This is a genomic window from Natrinema zhouii (assembly GCF_013456555.2).
Taxonomy (GTDB): Archaea; Halobacteriota; Halobacteria; order Halobacteriales; family Natrialbaceae; genus Natrinema; species Natrinema zhouii.
In genome coordinates, this window is sequence record NZ_CP084882.1 from 458,307 (window position 1) to 475,005 (window position 16,699).

The window sequence follows — 16,699 nt, forward strand, 5'->3', positions numbered from 1 at the left end:
GATTACAGTATATCTGTTTTTCATACTACTGAATTTCGACAAGAGTCCATAATCTTCACGGCCACATGTCAGTAGAGACTTTAAACCGCCTAACAAAATCATCCAGTTCTACCTAACGTTTGACTTGCTCCGTATTCTGGAGATCTCCGAAAGTGTAGTGTCGGTTTCAGTATCGCGACTCCATTGCTGATCTCTGAGCGTGACGATGGACTATTATCGCGAAGAGACCTACACTAACTTTGGCGTTATTCGGTAGATTACGAATTTCGACGGGCTACCCTCGGTGATTGGTTGGACCGTCATTGGACGATCACCGCCGATGTTTTGTTGGCTGCCAAATCTCGTGTTGAGATTGACCGCTTGCTCTTCTACCTATTGACTGTTACCGGCATGACACATGCACAGACCGATTTACCGGCTGATTCAAACAGAGCAAGTTGAAACCAACCTCCTGCGAATTTTTCTATGACATGCTCGACAAAACGCAAACTGAACGAAGTCGTTCTAGTCCACCTGTTGAGGAGGGTGACGTTCGTGAGGTAGTAATTGAAGACATGGGTGATCAAGGTGATGGGATTGGGAGAATTGAGAGAGGGTATGTCGTAATTGTTCCCAACACCAACAAGGTGACGAAGTGATGATAGAGATTGAGATAGTAAAAGAGAACTTTGCTGTCGGACAGACTATCAACAGACAGGTCTGAGCAGATATCTAGAAATCTTAATACGATTTTTTCGATGGATGGGACTGTCTACAAACCCGATGCACGTCATTCGGATAATCCGTAATGGTCATCGTTTGTGTTTGATTCAACCGGGATCACGCGCCGATCTCGACCTTACAGCAAAATGTGAAGGGGCATGCGGGGTGGCCAACTGATTTGGATCGATTCAGCTTATGCCTCTCAGGCTGCTACAGGAAAATTTTAATATTTACTGTACAAAGGAGATGATAAACGACAATCAAGTATGTCTATCCAGAGAATATCTAACTTAGCGCACCTAGATGGAATTCCTTTCTCCGGATGTTCACCTAGGGGCTGCTCCTGTAGTAATGCTCTGTGTTTACCCTAGATAGGATAGTAATATCTCTGGATAGTCAACGATCCCTTGAGAAGGCAATCGATTGCTCAACTACTATACTAGCAATCGCTCTGAGAAGTTTGTATGGTCTCATGGGCCGCTTCTCTATTTCAGTAGCACCTACCGCTACTACATCACTCTCATTGAGAGATACCACTACCCGTGTTGGTACTACATGGTAGTTCAATTCTACCAGCGGGTTTTGCCTACTGGAGGCGTTATATCCAGAAGAACAATAAATGTAAACAAGTATAAAGAAGAAGACGGAAACGCACAACAGCAGACCCATGTAACCTTCGACAATCCAGACCACCCAGATGTGGATGTTGCCGGAGACGAAGCCGAGGATATGCAACAGTGGTACAGAGCTGCAAAGACAATCCAGGCTTCAAATCTAGATCGGAGAGCGCTCGTAGGGGATTTCTTGGTCGCTGTAAATGAAGATTCCCTGGACGAATTCTATAAAAAGCATTCGGAGTAATCGGTATCTAGACCACCGGTCTCTGCTAGGCTAGTACGAAAGTAGACGAATGTTCCCTAGATCGAGGAAGGCACTAGGGGAAATAAATTTATACCTCGGTTGTGCCTATATATTTGAGGTCATAACGAAATGCATGTGGAGTTACCGGAAGCACTTGCAGAACAAGTAGAAGAGGTTTATTCAAAGGAAGGATACGCCTCAAAATCTGATTTGGTACGTGATGCAACTCGGCGGCGGCTCGAGGAACTAGATAGTTGATAAAACAGCACTCGGAGAGGTCTCAGCCATCGAGTGCCAGCGAACGGAGTGAGGAAGACTGAGCGGTATCAGTCTATAACATAACCAAACAACATGAGAAATAACGAAACAAACGTTAATAAATTTAACGGTAAAGCGTCAGGTAGTGTCGAAGATGAAGATATATCATACAGACCACTTGGTGAAGTATACAAAGAGGAGCTTCTAAAGTTCTGTGAAAAGGAAGGGACCCCGTTTCAACCATTCAGAACTTACGATCTCGCAGGACACGCTGTCCGACCAGAGGTACAACGTTTCATCTGTGAGGACTGCGGGCACCGAGCCTATCCATACGAGGGATTACACTCCAGCAAAGACCAGATACGAGATGAATTTGCGGCTATAGGTTGCAATGAGTGAACAGATTAGTCAGTCTCTTGGTCTGGCTAAATTCACGTTGGATGAACGAAACGAGATCTTCCATCATGTGATAAAGACATTTGAGGAGAAATATTCATGGTGGGGTGAACAACTGGCAAGGAATATGCTCACGTCTATCGCAACTTGGCATATCGACACAAAGGGTAGTTACAACTCTAATAGACGTGTTCGGAGACATTTGTTGGTCTATGCATCCCGAGGCTGGTTGAAGTCTACCATCGTTCAGAATTTCTGTCTGCTTCTTGATCCACAACTTGGTGAGGGGATGGTGGGCGAAATCGGTGATATCACAAAGGCAGCCTATCGCGGATCATTGGAAGATGGCGATTTCACCCCTCCCGACGCATTGAAGCACGATATCCTGTTGATTGACGAGTATGGTACTATCGCTAATGATGAGGATCTAGTGCAGTTAGTCAACCAGGGTATGGAAGGAGGAAAAATCAACACTGAACTCTCCAAACTAAGCAAGATTGATGACGATAAAAAGGACAACCTTGAAAACGAATTTGACAGTAAGAATTTTACATGGTTAAAGGATACAAAGTTTGCCTACGAAACGAAAGCGCTCCATTGGGCAAATACATACAAGAAAGAACATATAGTGGATGGTGCCAACGCCTCCAGATTCTACCCAATCTTCCCACGGCGACGTCTCACAAGCGAGCTTACAAGACACGTCGATCAACATGTCTTCAGGATAGATGATGAGATAGCGCTGAGGTTGCGTCGTATCGTGAAAGACGTAGGAGTACCTGCTGATGCTAGTGACAACGAAGCGTCTGTAATCGAGGGCGACATTGGAAAGATAAACATCCCAGACGAATATTATGAAAGATTTCCAAATCTTAGTCCTCGAGAAAGCAATGCAGTCAGCCAGCACGTTGCAGGACTTATGTGGTGGGGAGAGTTTGCGGACTTCGATGACGTAGATCTTGTGATCCAGAATATCAGGCAGCTTGATCAGATGGTTGAGGAAGGTGCCCAAGAAACTGCAGAGGATATAATTCTTCACCATATTACAGATAACCCCCTGAAAGTTAACGAGATCGTTGATGAAACAGAGTACAGTGAATCACATGTCTACAACGTGTTGAGAAAGTTAGATGATAAGACGCCCTTCTTTGAAAGACAGTACACAGACACCCGCGGCGAGATAACCGCTGTGAAGTGGAGTAGTGAAGGAGCGAAAATGAGATATGAAGAAGAGATCGCGTAATCGACAAAACCAGAATGGTTATTCATACAAAACATGTTGTGAAATAAGGTATTATTATGGCGGGGTGGGTAGAGTTTTGCATGGGAATGATAGAGAGTAGAAGATTAGAATCTTCACACCTATTTAATTCCAAAAAATAAATATAGATATTTATAATAGGTGGCCTCTGATCCACACAATAAACTGCGATCTCACCGCTTTCTACACATATTACGGGGAATTGATCACCCCATAAATAATAATAGAATAATTCCAGATACGATTATATAGTAAAATTGCGGTGGGGGAAACTCATAGGTCCAAGGTCAACATAGATGGACTATCTATATTATGCTATATGTAGTGTAAGTGAATATGCTAACCCAGCTATGTGTGGTAAGATGGCTTGCTCACGCACCTCTATGTTACCGTTCACAAATCAATCTTACACAAGCTACCTTCTGTAAGTCCTTCCTCTTCGATATACGCCGCTAAACAAGCGTAGTTGCAGAACTGCTTGTCTTGAACCCTCGCACCGCTCTCAAACTCAGCTATGAACACTGGTTCGTGCTCATAGATATCGCTCCCACAGTACGTACAGTCAGTTACCATACCTTCCAGTGGGATTCGTAGCCACTAAGCTATGCTGATGATTCAACTACGGTTGAGGAGCTTTTTGATTCTCGTGACGAGTCCATCTTTCTCCGATTCGGCATCTTGTGATTCTGGTGGGTTCTCTGATTCTGTCATCGTTGGCTATTTCTAGTAGTTGTACTTAGAAGTAGTGCTTTCGTTTATATCCTTCCGACGTACATCTACATAACAACGCATGTCTTCACTACTGGAAACCCTATACTGTGAATGTGGTTGGGACTACGAGTATTGACCAGGAGGTGAACCTCGAAGCGTTATCGGAAGATCTTGATGGAGTATCTTATGAGCCAGCACGATTTCCGGGGCTCATCTTCCGTACGCAAGATCCGAAGGCAGCGTCCCTCATTTTCCGTTCTGGGAAAATCGTCAATACAGGGGCAGAGTCGATTGAGGCTGTGTCTCTTTCTATCCAACAGACCTTCGAAACGCTCCATAAATTAGGTCTTGAGCTTCCACCTGAATCAGAGATCACCATTCAGAATATCGTCACCAGTGGCGATCTTGGAAAGCCGCTCAACCTAAACGCAGTTGCTATCGGCTTCGGCTTAGAGTATGTCGAATACGAGCCAGAGCAGTTTCCAGGACTGGTGTAGCGTGCTGAGGATCTCGACGTCGTTTTACTCCTCTTCGGAAGTGGAAAAGTAATCATCACGGGAGGAAAGCACTATGAAGACGCTGAACGAGCAATTGAGACGGTTGCTAGCGAACTCGAGAAGCTAGAACTGCTGTGAGATGGACCACATATTACGGAAAGGTGGGTCGTACCCGCGTTGGGGGTGGGGAAGTTCAAGAAGTGAACTAATCGCGGATACAGTGCCTCAGAGACACGGAAGTATAATAGTCGTATTCCTTATTACGAGACGTGAGTTGTCTATTTTCCGATTAGGATAGTTCGAAACCTTCGGCTTGTATATCCCACTCATATAAATTTTGGCCAACGATGATAAGTACACCCAGTGGCAACTCCACAATCTCGTGAATAAGGACATCAATCAGTCTGAATCTGTCCTCGAGAGATTACAGAGATCAATGTCAGATGAATCAGAGCGATACGCTCTGTCCATAGATACCCAAGGAGACGATGACCGAGATACCAAATATGTCGAGAGGGACACGCCTGATGTGGAATCTGAGGTTGATGAACTCATCGAACAGGTCACCAGCGCCCTTCCGATAGACGATATCCAGTTTCACGAAGCGACCATCAAAGAGAATCTCGAAGAGGTTCTCCTCATGCTTATCACACTTCACGGGGAAACACACGGGAAGCAGCTTCTCTCGGACTTGACCTACTTTTTCGATGTCCAACTGAGTCCTGGGACCGTGTATCCAAGTCTTCACAATCTCGAAGAAGAGGACCTTCTCAACCTGCATGCGATGGTACGTACAAAGGAGTACTCAATAGCGAACGAAGATGAGGTCTGTGCGATTATCGAACAGACAATGATTCAGCACCTTGCGTTTGGCTTGCTGCTTTACGCGTTTCTTCCCCGCCTTTCTTCACGAGCTTGAATCTGTTCACTAGAGGGCCTCGTTCCTTCCGTGACTGAGACAACTAGTTCGTTCTCAAACTCCACGGTGATCTCGTAGCCAGCATATGGAAATTGGATCTGGCCAACTCGTTTGCCGCCTTGTTCAGTCGGCGCGAAAATTGCTTCGAGCGCATCAGGATCAACTGCCTCAAAGAGTGGTGGGAGCTCAATCGGATCTGTCCCTTTCCGGGTTGCTACCTCGGAAATAATCTGTTCAATGACCTCACTGGTGTCCACTGAAAGAGACTCAGCCATTGAAATTCACTGCCACGCTTTTCTATTAATATCTGCCGACATTATTATATCCATCAGTAATTGGATTTGGACAGTATTAATTATTCACGTGTTCCCATCTCAAAGACCGTCTACTCAACAACTTCGACTGTGGCAGCGGTCTGTCCGCCAAGATATGATTCGACTGCTGGATCATTCCCAACAATTTTGCTCAGCAGTCGCCGCCATCTCGGTTTCTGGCTTTTTCCGAGTACAACAATATCAGCTCCAATTTCTATCGTTTCAGTCGCAATGATTTCCTCAATAAGAAACCCGCTGCGGGTAATCACAGTCGGGTTGCACTCGTCGAAGATAGGAATGACTGCTCGACTAATCTCATGGCGGTGAGCGTTATCTCCGTTCTGGAAAAGGTTGACATGAAGGACATAGACTTCTCCGTCATCGTTTGATTTAATAAGATCGTTCGCAAAAGTGAGTGTTTGTATGCTTCTATCAGTTAACGGATATCGAATTGGGACCAAAATTGTAGAGCTATCTGACATAGTGTAGAAATTCAGCAGTTGCTGCCGTGTCGTAGGAGTTGTATGTGCATATAACTGGTGACTGATGGTAATAGGATCCTGAGGAGCAATCCCATCAGGATATCATCCTACCGTCGCCGTACTTGTTCACCAATTCTGGAGTTCGTATCAATGAAGGGGACGTCTAGCTCCGCCTGAAATTGGAGAGTAACAGTCGTTCCATCATCAGTATTGAATTCTACGGCCCCGGCGTGCAGTCGAGTGAGCCATGTGACAAGCCACAAACCAACGCTACTTGCATGAATGAGTGGAGTTTCCTGCTGTAATTGGAGGGGCTGTAGCTCTTCTTGAGGAATACCTGGACCGTTATCAGAAATCTTGAGTAGGTGCTCTCCATTGACTCGATCAATCTGGATCAAGAGGTCGCATTCACCTTTTGAATGATCGTTATGGACTACTGCGTTTTCGAGCAGCTCACGGATAGCATATCGGAGTGATTCATCGCCTTGAATCCATGCTTCACCAGGCAGTTCAGTACTGATCGTAACATCTGGATGTGCATCGCTAAGATTCTGGAGTTCGGTATCGACGAGATCGACAAGATTGACAGTCTTCTCATTCGAGAGCGTGGGATCAATATTCTCAACAACTTTAAGCTTCTCACTGATACCGATAACCTGCTCTGTTGTTCGGCGGATTGTCTTCAGATACGATTGGGATTGTCTCTCCGAGACTCGTTCAGAGAGAATCTCCGAGTATCCAAGAACGACGTTCAGGTCATTCCGAATGTTATGGCGAAAGACTCGATGAAGGACCTGTAGCTGTTGATTTGCTGTTTGGAGCTTTGTCTGCGTCGAAGCCATCTGCTGTTGGTGGAGGTAAGAAAGGGCGAAAATGAGTAGTGTGGACAGTCCGATAAACGTCCATCCTTTGGTCAATCCCAGGAGTGTTGGCATCTGCTGCGATCCAAAACTGACAGCTAACAGGATGTCTGTGGTAGGTATCCAAACCACTCCGAAAATGAGATACCCGGCTGAAATCTTCAGTGGTGATAGGTTGAGTACTGAACGAAGTGTGGCCATTTCCTAGGTATCATTAGTCTATTTGTATAATGATAGTGGCTTTGAACCATCATGAAAAACGCTTTTCAGCAGTAATAGGCTGATTAGTCGTTTGCTGGTTGCTCGATTATTCGTGCAAGAGTAACAAGCGCACCGACTTCTGGAGGGATACCTTTGGTTTGGATAATGCCCTCCTCAGGACGGTACTCTATGAAGTCTACCTCCGCCGATTTCGGGAGGTGCTGGTGCTCGAGTGTGATCTCTAGTCGCTCAAGGCCGTCCTCAGCAAAATCTCTCGGTGGATTGTCTTCCCACTCAGCAATCGTTGCTACGAGTTCATCAACGGACACTGGGCCGTCTTGTTCTTTGAGATAATACAACGTAAAACGTCGGCGTTCATTGCTAAGGAGGTCGAATACTGTATCTAGTAAAACCATTGATGTGAAAAGGCGAACCGCCGATTTAGCATCATCGGTGGGCCAACAGATGGAGCTAACGCACGCCCAATTCAACCGTAGGGATGGGGAGGGGTTGGTCCGTCATTCGTTGTTTCACTCGCTAATTGATGCCATGTGTGGGGTATCGTATTCTATGGGGCTTGAGCCCGGCATGATCCTAATCGAATCTTCCATTTGATTCCCAGCCGTCACCGTATCTCTATCCCATAGAGGACCATTCAGTTATCCCTTAATATCGACCCGTCTGAAATATTAGAAGGACTATACATCCCCGCGTGACTCGCTTGTGAGCGTGGTAATTGTACATGCCAACGATGGAAAACGATAGTAAATTCTGGCGGCTAGTTGCAAAGTATCGTCGGAGCAAGCGTGGTGAGATGCTGCTCTCACTCAACGAGACTGCAAGAAATTCATCGGATATAGCTGATCGAATTGATGTCTCAACAAATACCTCTGGCAACTACCTCAGAGAGGCTAAACAAGATGGGATCGTCGAGTGTGTCACGCCAGAGAGTGATCGCTACCGGATGTACAGTCTCACCGACCTTGGTCAGGACATTGCGAGAGAACTCTAATAATCATGACTCGGAAAAACCGCACACAAAAGCACTCGAGTCGTCAGGATACCCCCGCAGTGCTATTGAAGCAGACATTCGGATCGAGAGTTGAGACGTTCCAAGAGATGGTGATGGGAGAGCTGGCTCCATTTCAACGGCGTGCCGAGTTGATCAGACGTCGTCGAGAAGTACTCATGAACAGTCAGTCAAGATCTCAAAATAGGAATCAAGTACAATCCAGAAAACGAGATCAAGCCGAGAGCGGTGTGATAGTGAAGGATCCAGAGAATGTGGGTATTCAATTGATTGAGGCTGTCCAAAAACTCAAAGAAGAAAATGAGTTCGAGAGAGTCGAAATAAGAGACGAAGACAAGATTATTGCACACACTTCCTCTGGAGAGCGGACACAGGTTGATGTAGATAGTTTAGACACGACAAAGCGAGAAAAAACAGTAGGAAGTTCGAAACCAGCTAGCACTCCAACGATGTCTGAAGCTAGCAGCTACTAACAATCATGATATGGAAGGTCATGACCGAGGACGAATTTGAAGAGTATATTGAAAAACAGAAGTTGTTAAACCAGCATATTCATCGGTTGCACCAACGAGCAAACGCTAGGTGTCGGAACTAACCATACATACTTTGCCATAACCAAAAGACGTCCTAGGTTCATTCATTTCCCTAATATCTCCGATTTTATAGGAAGAAGCCTTCTAGCTTGGGGACGTACACAGTCCCTAGACTTATAACGTCAGACATTCTTTTCACTAGTACACCACGATACGCTGACCGCGTTGAAGTGGTCCGCCGAAGAAACCAACAGGACCATCAACAATGACAAATGAAAAAATCAATTCCAATACTGAAAAGGAAGCTGCCGAGCCTCTGGCATACGCCCCGATACTTAGAAATGGACCCTCTGAAAGAAGTGTAATTAGAGAGTTTGGCGGTCTGAACCGCTTTATCGGTCCAAACCGAGGAGAACTCTATACGGTAATTGAGGTTACCGAGAGGGATGATTTGAACAATCTGACCGTATTCCAAAATGCGGCAGATCTCGTACTTATTGATTTACCCAGCTACCTGACTCAGGATGAGAACAGCCTATCTGAGGACGTGCAAGGTGTGATCGACGAGTCCGGTAGTGTTGCTGATTTTTTCGCAGAAAACAAAGACCGGATTTCTGTTCCCGTACTATCCGGGACTCTCAGCTCTCCGATCACCTACCGACAATACCTTCAATTGTACCATGAAGTCTCTCCACACTTTGGTTCTATAGCGCTCCGTCTATTCCTTCGACCGATAGAATTTAGTGAAGAACAGAAAGCCAATCTGAAAAAGATTCAAGCAGAGATAAGTGAGGATGATCTTGTCCTCTTTGATCTTATTGAGGTTGGGAGGCTTAAGAAAGGAGAACAAGGTTACGAGAACTTCAGCTATCTCTGTGAACTATTCGGTGAAAATGAGAGGATCATCATGAACGCGTTTAGCTCGTATGACGGGGAAAATCGAAACTTTGGACCTTCTATTGCGAAGGAGACTGGGGCAGAAGGATTCGGAGACTTCGCTATTAACGTCCGCTACCCTAACCCTGTGCCGTTAGGGAATATTGACACGAGAATAATCCGGCAGTACTCTCCAACTGAATCTCAGGTGTTTGAGTTCAAAGGGGATGGGTATGGTGGTGCATTTAAGGAATTAGAAGACTGGGATTTGTGGAACCCTGACCATTGTGAGTTCTGTAGACGCGCCGATAATGAGAATACAGAATGGCTTTCCTTCTGGAAGCGAATACGAATGGGCCATTACATATCTTCGGCCCTGGAAGAGGAAGCCGTCTGAAAGACATCCTCTGCTCTGTGAAGACCCTTCGTATATGAGCAGTTTGTCCCTCTCAACGGTCAGTACGGGTGGTGCAGTTATCGGGGCAAGGATCTGTCTCTATAGAAGTTGTCAAGATTGGCCTGCTGAATATAGAGGATGTACGCAGTATGGTCTCAATCGTTTTTATTCTCGGAATCGTCTATGCACCATCTCTTCCTAAGTTCGATTCACTACGAGAATGGGAATTGGATGCTGAGAAACAAGCTCTCGAGTCTCATAACAAGTCTACTACTGCTTGGAGCCCCCAATCTTGTCTAAGTCTCTGTTAAATCTCTGGAAAAGCATTATATGGCAAGCAGTCAGTTTCTAATTGAGACTGGATGGCTAATTCGACCTTCTCCCCGTTGCTCTCATACTTTACATACGGAGCCTTGCCCCGTCGATTATTCGTTGCAATCATACTGGAAGGTCTATTCGTATTGGGATCTCTGCAGTTCACTATAAGCGGCTTCATCAAAATCTCGCCAACATCACCCTTTCTCAAATTAATCCCATTTCTCGGAACAATATCCCTATTAGCAACTTTCTTTTTCTCATGGAGAATTGCTCGTACATCCTACTCGCCGTTTCTCCATCGACGTTGTGTTCCGCCTTTTATCGCGTCTGGATACATCATCATCGGAATAGCCGGGACAGGAATAGGATACTTAGTCCACACCGTTCTGTTGAATACCTCGGTTGCCGTAGGACTGAACGAAGCTGTTTTCGGACTCAGTGTAGGCTCAATATTCGGCTTCTTAATTCTACTATTCTTGGATAGATACGAAGTTAATACACCGAGAAACCGTGTAGATTTGGAAAGCAAGATCCAGTCGATACAGAGTCTACGGTCAGATATCGAAGATGACGACAAAGCACCGATCAAGCTGACAAAAAATTTCGAATCGCTCGCTGACTCCGTTGAGAAATGTGCTGACCTTCTTGATGAGTCGTTTACTGAAGGGGGACATCAGCTATCCCGCGATATGAAAGTATGGACCGAAGCTTTTCGCACCTATCCAGAAATTCCGCAAGCATCTATTGTTGACCGATCTCGATCTCCACAGCAACAAGAGTTAAGAAAGATGGCAAATGAATTCGAATCAATCATCAGAAGACTTCAGAGGATCTCCAACGATGAATAAACCAGAATCAGTAAACGATGTATGGCCACACAAAGAGACAGTCATATTTCTCATGGACTCGAAGAGCTGCTTCGGAGAATCAATTTCTGATCTGATTCAAGTACTAGAGAGCTGCGAGCATATTGGGGACCAAGGTATCCATAAGGGCAACGAGCTTTCAGCGACGTTTCACCACTTTAACCGCGAAAAGGTGGGAGAATTTGGAGAGGTCGTGCCAAATAGCCTCATTTTCGTTGACTTCAGCATAGTATTCGATACCGACTTTGAGGTCTATCTGAGAGGAAACTCAATTCCAAGAAGTACTGAAATTGTTATCCTAATCCAAAGCTCGGATTACAGCAACCCCAGACAACAAGTGAAGAATCTGACGCGGTCCATAGAGACTGCGACTTGTACTGACGATGTTCTTAAGGAGACAGAACGGTACTTCAAGAGGATTTGTCCGGAGTGCCAAGGCGACCTGGCAAAGAACTGGGTGTTGGGTTGGGAGAAGAAGGTCTATCAACGGGTGCATAACTGACAATGTCCCGTAGAGAGACACATCACAAAGCGGTAGAACGGGTTGCAGAGTGGCTTGAACTCCCTAGGGATCAAGAAGAAGAGTTCATCAATCTCGCCTATGACTTGGCCTCGGTTTCGGATACTGATCTGTCTCATTTCGACGGGAGGTATTTGAAGCACTTGGAGGACAACGTTTTCTCTGACCCTCAACTTCGCGGCTTCTTGGCACAGTTAGAGATCGATCCCTCTGTGATTAAACAGCTTGAGTCAAGGGAGATTCCGTACGACGAAGTCTACCAGCAGTGGAACGTCATTGAGTATTCGATAAACGAGATTTTGGATTTAACAATGTTGCTGAAGCTGATGAACCAATACTCGAACCAGTCGGAGAATGGCCTGGTTGATAGCCGGTACAGGCTTCAGAAACTGGTCTATCTGGTCAACCGGAGACTGGTCAAACAGGAACGAGCGGAACAGGACACAGCACCGTACGACCACGGAAAACTCGAGAAAACCGGATTTCGATATACCTATCGGAAAAGGAAGTCAGGTCCGTACTCAAAAAATCTAAGGGACGATACGTACCGTTTGTATGCATCGGATCTGATCGACGAGGAGCTGGTGCAGGGTGAATCCACGCCGGAGATCACTGAGCAACATGCTCGTTTCGAAATATCTCTTGGTGCTTCGGGAAGAGTGATGATGAACCGGTTCTCCGAGATGTTAGAGAATCTGGAGACTGACGTCCTTTCTGGATGGGAGAATGCAATCAATGCCGTCATCAAAGAGTTCGGATCTATGCCCATTGAAGAGCTTTACAACTACATCAACGGCATCGATGATGTACACGACGCCGGTGACCGAAAGCTCTTGATTCGCGGCAGGCAGGTAAGATATGACACTAAACCGTGGCGTATGGAAACGGCCCAGGAGGGTTTGATCGATGTCTGAAGACAAAATAAAAAGGGAGATCCGTAAGTCAATCAGTCAAGAAGATGACATCGAAGAAGAATACGAAGACGAGTTTATTGATATCCTCGACAGTAGGTATACTAAACTCGATTTCGATGAGTCCCCGGTTCTGCTGCAACGTATGCAGATTCGAGGATTCAGAGCGATTACGAATCTGGAACTTCCGTTCACTGACCAGAATAAGATCATTCACGGAAAGAATTCGAAGGGGAAGAGTAGCTTTATTGAGGCAACCCGGTTCAACCTAATCGGTCGGGATGACGACAACCCGCTTGTAACTGACCCGATTCACGAAGACTATGATAAATTAGAGACAGACAGCTACTGGTCAAAGGACGGAATCAACTACAAAATCCATCGAGAGATGGAAAATGGGGGAGGCTACAAAGGCCATCACGAACCGAACATCGTCAAGAATCCAAGTGAAAACGAGGTCCCGATCTCCCAACGCCAGACTCAGGCCGATGTAAACAACCTTATCGGGTATACTCCGCTTTATGAACGAGGGTTCGACGAGTTCGATGTTTTCTCATTACACAGTGTCATCACAGGTGAACTGCGGAACTTCTACAACTGTGATGATGCCAGTGACCTGATCGATATTCTGTTCGGAATTACGGTGACGAACGTCGAACGAAAAATCAAAGAAGAACTCAGGGAGTGTCAACCCGACAAAGAAGAGAGGCAAGCGAAGGTGCTCCTGCTGGAACGACAGCAGCGTGCTTCTAGACTCAACGACGAAATACGAAGTCTTCAGACCGATCAGGAAGGGACAGAGAAAGAGATTGCGGAGAAGACGACGGAAAGAGAAGAACTCTCCCGCCTGATTGAAAATAAGGACGAGGTCAGTGAAAACCTCTCTGAGAAGATCGATATCAAGGACGATATTTCCGACCTTCAAACGCGACGTGATGAGAAGCAGGAGGAGTTTGGCTCAATCAAGCAGGCAATCTCGAAGCTTGAGAGTGAGGCGGTGACGGAAGAGGTTGCACCAGCTCTTCAGGAAATGAAGCAGCTTGTCGCGGTTCCGAACCAGTGTCCGATCTGTACAACCGAGATTAGCCCCAGCAATCACGAGCAGTTCCACAAAGAAGGTGACTGTCCTCTCTGCGGGGAAGAAGTCCCGCAGAAACGTTATGACACAGTGTCTGAGGTCGAAGAAAAGAGCAGAGTTGACGAGAAGGAGAGACGACATGAGGAATTGGAAGAACTCGAAGCCAGAAGGCGACAGATCAAAGGTGAAATCGAGTTCCTGAATGAGGAGATTGAGGAGAAGAAGCAGCGGCTACAAGAACTAGAGAAGAAAGAAGAAGAGTCGAAGTTCTCCGAATACAAACGGCGGAAGGAAACTTTGGAGGACGAAATTGGCCAGTTGCAAGAGCAGAGTAGGAAGATTGAACTCCGTATTGAAGCAAGACGTGAGAAGCTTCATGAAGTTGCTCGTAATGTGTGGCAGTGGAAGCAGTTAAACGAGGAAAGGATTCAGAAAGAGCAGCGCCAGAAGACATTGAAAGCTTTTCAGGACTTACTCATCCAGGAGCAGAAAGAGGCTAGGAAACGAGTTCAGAACCGGTTGAGGCAGAGGATGGAGTCACTGCTGAAGGTATTCACTCGTGGAACCTTTGAGACAGCAACCGGAGTGACGTTTAGAGAAGACGACTCTTACAAGTACACTGTTCATACAACTGGTCGGACGGAGTCGAAGCCAGAACTTCTTGAAGAGACGAACGCAGAATTAACTTTACATATGCTTCTGTTCCATATCGCTGTTCTAGCAGAGCTACAGGAAGAAAGGAGTACGCTCCCATTGAATTTGGTGCTGATTGACTCTCCTTATGGAAACGGCCAGGACGATGAGAACGCTCCGGATATCACGGACTTCCTTCTGGAGATGACTGAGGTTCTTAATGAATATCAGATAGTTGTTGCGATGGCGGATTCGAACCTTGCCGATCAGGAAAGACTGCAGCAAGGGTATGAGTTGTCCGCGATTGTGGACTATATAGGGGCAGAAAAAGAGAAACAAGACTAATTCGCCGATTTTTGGTTTGAAACTAAATTCTGTATATCTGCCTGTGGAAGTGGACGTTCAAAACCTGAAACCTTTCTGGACCACCGGATATAGATGGCTAAAACAATTGAACCGACTGGTCTGACGAAAACAAATAACCTACTACTCTATCGTTTTTATCCTCTGTTCGACAATATTCTTTTCGGGTACGACTCTGCGAACACACCTTTGAGAAAGAAGATCCACAACACCTGGATCACAGTTTGATGGATTCCGGTCTGTTCCCTGATGTCGGCGGTAACGAAGCTTCATACCATTAGGAAGAACAAACGCGATGAGATCTACGAAATCTTTGAGTTCGAGCACGAACCCGATCCGTACACCGACGACGCAGTCATCTATATAAAATTTAAATAATATCATATGACAAATTACAAATCAGGGTAGCTATTATGTTGTATTGATATAGTACAAAAGACATGAGTCAAGGACTGAGTGAGTTAATTAGCATAGAAGAAGAAAACGATCTCACGAGAACAATAATTGGTGTTCTTGAATTACTTGGACCGGATGCTCTCAATGAAATATTCACTGTGTGTCATTTTGAAGAACATCCAGAGGTCCGGTATGATCAAGAGATTCAAAAAGGCTCCCGAAGACGGATTGACGCGATATTAGAGGACGGCAATCAGGTTTTGGCTATTGAATCTAAACTAGGCGCGACGTACAATTCATCACAGTTGGAAGACGAGTTCCAAGATCTTACAGAATATGCTGACAAGTCGCATCATCTCTATCTCATTACCGGCCATACCACGACACCCGCAGGATTAAACTCATTGAATATACCAGAGGACAACCTCAGTTGGATCGGTTGGGAAAAAATTGCAGAGATACTCGCTGAGTTCAGTAAAACCGGAATATCATCCACCCAAAACGCTATTGCGGAGTTTGCTACGAACAAGCTTCATACCGAGGGGTTCAAACCGTTTGATGGGTTCCATTCCGTTCTGAATCAGGAAAAAACACTTACAAAGGAGCTCAACGAGGCGAATCAGGTGCTCGCCGGATATCTTGAGCAAGTGAATACCTTCAGGCGGAAATTGGATGGATTGCTTGCTGATGATGGATTACAGTCCAGAGAGTTGTACCGAGATGGAACCTCATCAAGTCTGAATCGCTTTCCTAAGAAGTGGGGATACGTCCCACGTCATATCTGGATTGTATATGCTGACCAATCCAGTGAAGTAGGTGGAAGAAGCGGAAGCTACTTATCTGTCAATTTCGATTCCAAAGATCACAAAATCATCTCTGGTTATCAGATGAGCATTAGTCGGGATGAAAAGTTGTACAATCGTGTTCAAGATAATCGAAAAGAGATCAAAAAACAGGCTTCCGAATACGGTGCTAACCTGTATCAACTCTCGTACTATGGCTACCTTGGGGATGCTGTAACTGATCAGGACCAGATAGAGTCTCGGTTGGAGGATGACGAATGGCTCAAAGAGGAGCGATGGGTAGTGATTGGCTTTGACCACACCCTCGGTGAGACAGTTGACACTTCAACTGTGGAAGAGGTTGCTTCAAAGCTACTAAAAACCCAAGAAATTAAATTGAGTCTGTGAAAGTGACAAGGTTCATAACGATGGGTAAGGTCAACACGGTTGGTGTGTGAGCTGTTACTATGACACCCTCTGAATGAACCTTGGGTCTACGTAGGAAAATCAGACGCATGTGGTAGGGCCATGTCC

Annotated in this window: 18 protein-coding genes and 1 pseudogene; 14 read left to right on the forward strand and 5 right to left on the reverse strand. The window is 45.7% G+C overall.

Translation table 11 applies throughout. From position 1 onward, the window contains the following. Positions 1-554: 554 nt before the first annotated feature. From HYG81_RS45600 to HYG81_RS39975, 4 genes are all read left to right on the forward strand, one after another. Entirely contained in the window at positions 555-638 is an 84-nt protein-coding gene (locus tag HYG81_RS45600; protein WP_340674446.1) for a TRAM domain-containing protein, read from the forward strand. Positions 639-1,257: 619 nt separating this feature from the next. After that, positions 1,258-1,563, forward strand: coding sequence for a hypothetical protein (locus tag HYG81_RS39960; protein ID WP_226777690.1), 306 nt, complete (start codon positions 1,258-1,260; stop codon positions 1,561-1,563). A 351-nt stretch (positions 1,564-1,914) separates the two neighbouring features. Next, positions 1,915-2,220, forward strand: a complete 306-nt coding sequence (locus tag HYG81_RS39970; protein WP_226777692.1) for a hypothetical protein — start codon at positions 1,915-1,917, stop codon at positions 2,218-2,220. Next, positions 2,213-3,460, forward strand: coding sequence for a hypothetical protein (locus HYG81_RS39975; protein ID WP_226777693.1), 1,248 nt, complete (start codon positions 2,213-2,215; stop codon positions 3,458-3,460). The genes HYG81_RS39970 and HYG81_RS39975 overlap by 8 nt, the downstream gene beginning before the upstream one ends. Positions 3,461-3,871: 411 nt before the next feature. Here HYG81_RS39975 and HYG81_RS39980 read toward each other — a convergent pair whose 3' ends face one another. Beyond that, entirely contained in the window at positions 3,872-4,051 is a 180-nt protein-coding gene (locus tag HYG81_RS39980) for a hypothetical protein (RefSeq protein ID WP_226777694.1), read from the reverse strand. 245 nt (positions 4,052-4,296) lie between these two features. On the opposite strand from HYG81_RS39980, the pseudogene HYG81_RS39985 reads away from it, so the two are divergent. Both HYG81_RS39985 and HYG81_RS39990 read left to right on the forward strand, forming a co-directional pair. Then, positions 4,297-4,824: pseudogene (locus tag HYG81_RS39985) on the forward strand (TATA-box-binding protein). 244 nt (positions 4,825-5,068) lie between these two features. Continuing rightward, entirely contained in the window at positions 5,069-5,605 is a 537-nt protein-coding gene (locus tag HYG81_RS39990; protein WP_425607557.1) for a helix-turn-helix transcriptional regulator, read from the forward strand. Here HYG81_RS39990 and HYG81_RS39995 read toward each other — a convergent pair. From HYG81_RS39995 to HYG81_RS40010, 4 genes are all read right to left on the reverse strand, one after another. Then, a complete protein-coding gene (locus tag HYG81_RS39995; RefSeq protein WP_340674443.1) occupies positions 5,569-5,880 on the reverse strand; it encodes a HalOD1 output domain-containing protein in 312 nt (103 codons plus the stop codon). The two genes, HYG81_RS39990 and HYG81_RS39995, sit on opposite strands and share 37 nt — an antisense overlap. A gap of 110 nt (positions 5,881-5,990) precedes the next feature. After that, on the reverse strand, positions 5,991-6,401 hold the full coding sequence (locus HYG81_RS40000) for a universal stress protein (RefSeq protein WP_226777695.1): 411 nt from the start codon (positions 6,399-6,401) through the stop codon (positions 5,991-5,993). Between the two features lie 107 nt (positions 6,402-6,508). After that, positions 6,509-7,462 carry a sensor histidine kinase gene (locus tag HYG81_RS40005; RefSeq protein WP_226777696.1) on the reverse strand — a complete coding sequence of 318 codons (954 nt, stop codon included), beginning with the start codon at positions 7,460-7,462 and terminating at the stop codon, positions 6,509-6,511. 83 nt (positions 7,463-7,545) lie between these two features. Further along, on the reverse strand, positions 7,546-7,878 hold the full coding sequence (locus tag HYG81_RS40010; RefSeq protein ID WP_226777697.1) for a DUF7344 domain-containing protein: 333 nt from the start codon (positions 7,876-7,878) through the stop codon (positions 7,546-7,548). A 326-nt stretch (positions 7,879-8,204) separates the two neighbouring features. Here HYG81_RS40010 and HYG81_RS40015 point away from each other — a divergent pair, with 326 nt between their 5' ends. From HYG81_RS40015 to HYG81_RS40050, 8 genes are all read left to right on the forward strand, one after another. Next, on the forward strand, positions 8,205-8,474 hold the full coding sequence (locus HYG81_RS40015) for a helix-turn-helix domain-containing protein (protein WP_226777698.1): 270 nt from the start codon (positions 8,205-8,207) through the stop codon (positions 8,472-8,474). A gap of 254 nt (positions 8,475-8,728) precedes the next feature. Next, entirely contained in the window at positions 8,729-8,965 is a 237-nt protein-coding gene (locus HYG81_RS40020; protein WP_226777699.1) for a hypothetical protein, read from the forward strand. Between the two features lie 325 nt (positions 8,966-9,290). Further along, the gene (locus tag HYG81_RS40025; protein ID WP_226777700.1) at positions 9,291-10,298 is read left to right on the forward strand and encodes a hypothetical protein; all 1,008 of its coding nucleotides are present in this window, start codon (positions 9,291-9,293) and stop codon (positions 10,296-10,298) included. A 362-nt stretch (positions 10,299-10,660) separates the two neighbouring features. After that, the gene (locus HYG81_RS40030) at positions 10,661-11,464 is read left to right on the forward strand and encodes a hypothetical protein (RefSeq protein ID WP_226777701.1); all 804 of its coding nucleotides are present in this window, start codon (positions 10,661-10,663) and stop codon (positions 11,462-11,464) included. Next, the gene (locus tag HYG81_RS40035; protein WP_226777702.1) at positions 11,457-11,984 is read left to right on the forward strand and encodes a hypothetical protein; all 528 of its coding nucleotides are present in this window, start codon (positions 11,457-11,459) and stop codon (positions 11,982-11,984) included. Before HYG81_RS40030 ends, HYG81_RS40035 begins: the two co-directional genes overlap by 8 nt. 2 nt (positions 11,985-11,986) lie before the next feature. Then, positions 11,987-12,916, forward strand: a complete 930-nt coding sequence (locus HYG81_RS40040; RefSeq protein ID WP_226777703.1) for a hypothetical protein — start codon at positions 11,987-11,989, stop codon at positions 12,914-12,916. Beyond that, positions 12,909-14,969, forward strand: coding sequence for an AAA family ATPase (locus HYG81_RS40045; protein WP_226777704.1), 2,061 nt, complete (start codon positions 12,909-12,911; stop codon positions 14,967-14,969). The genes HYG81_RS40040 and HYG81_RS40045 overlap by 8 nt, the downstream gene beginning before the upstream one ends. Positions 14,970-15,427: 458 nt before the next feature. Next, positions 15,428-16,573: a PD-(D/E)XK nuclease family protein gene (locus tag HYG81_RS40050; protein WP_226777705.1), complete on the forward strand. Its 1,146-nt coding sequence runs from the start codon at positions 15,428-15,430 to the stop codon at positions 16,571-16,573. The last annotated feature ends 126 nt before the right edge of the window (positions 16,574-16,699 follow it).

Coding starts and splice junctions, on each gene's coding strand:
- HYG81_RS40045 (WP_226777704.1), top strand. CDS start 12,909: ATGTCTGAAGACAAAATAAAAAGGGAGATCCGTAAGTCAATCAGTCAA.
- HYG81_RS40015 (WP_226777698.1), top strand. CDS start 8,205: ATGCCAACGATGGAAAACGATAGTAAATTCTGGCGGCTAGTTGCAAAG.
- HYG81_RS40040 (WP_226777703.1), top strand. CDS start 11,987: ATGTCCCGTAGAGAGACACATCACAAAGCGGTAGAACGGGTTGCAGAG.
- HYG81_RS39970 (WP_226777692.1), top strand. CDS start 1,915: ATGAGAAATAACGAAACAAACGTTAATAAATTTAACGGTAAAGCGTCA.
- HYG81_RS40050 (WP_226777705.1), top strand. CDS start 15,428: ATGAGTCAAGGACTGAGTGAGTTAATTAGCATAGAAGAAGAAAACGAT.
- HYG81_RS39995 (WP_340674443.1), bottom strand. CDS start 5,880: ATGGCTGAGTCTCTTTCAGTGGACACCAGTGAGGTCATTGAACAGATT.
- HYG81_RS40025 (WP_226777700.1), top strand. CDS start 9,291: ATGACAAATGAAAAAATCAATTCCAATACTGAAAAGGAAGCTGCCGAG.
- HYG81_RS39960 (WP_226777690.1), top strand. CDS start 1,258: ATGGTAGTTCAATTCTACCAGCGGGTTTTGCCTACTGGAGGCGTTATA.
- HYG81_RS39980 (WP_226777694.1), bottom strand. CDS start 4,051: ATGGTAACTGACTGTACGTACTGTGGGAGCGATATCTATGAGCACGAA.
- HYG81_RS45600 (WP_340674446.1), top strand. CDS start 555: ATGGGTGATCAAGGTGATGGGATTGGGAGAATTGAGAGAGGGTATGTC.
- HYG81_RS40000 (WP_226777695.1), bottom strand. CDS start 6,401: ATGTCAGATAGCTCTACAATTTTGGTCCCAATTCGATATCCGTTAACT.
- HYG81_RS40010 (WP_226777697.1), bottom strand. CDS start 7,878: ATGGTTTTACTAGATACAGTATTCGACCTCCTTAGCAATGAACGCCGA.
- HYG81_RS40030 (WP_226777701.1), top strand. CDS start 10,661: ATGGCTAATTCGACCTTCTCCCCGTTGCTCTCATACTTTACATACGGA.
- HYG81_RS40035 (WP_226777702.1), top strand. CDS start 11,457: ATGAATAAACCAGAATCAGTAAACGATGTATGGCCACACAAAGAGACA.
- HYG81_RS40005 (WP_226777696.1), bottom strand. CDS start 7,462: ATGGCCACACTTCGTTCAGTACTCAACCTATCACCACTGAAGATTTCA.
- HYG81_RS39975 (WP_226777693.1), top strand. CDS start 2,213: ATGAGTGAACAGATTAGTCAGTCTCTTGGTCTGGCTAAATTCACGTTG.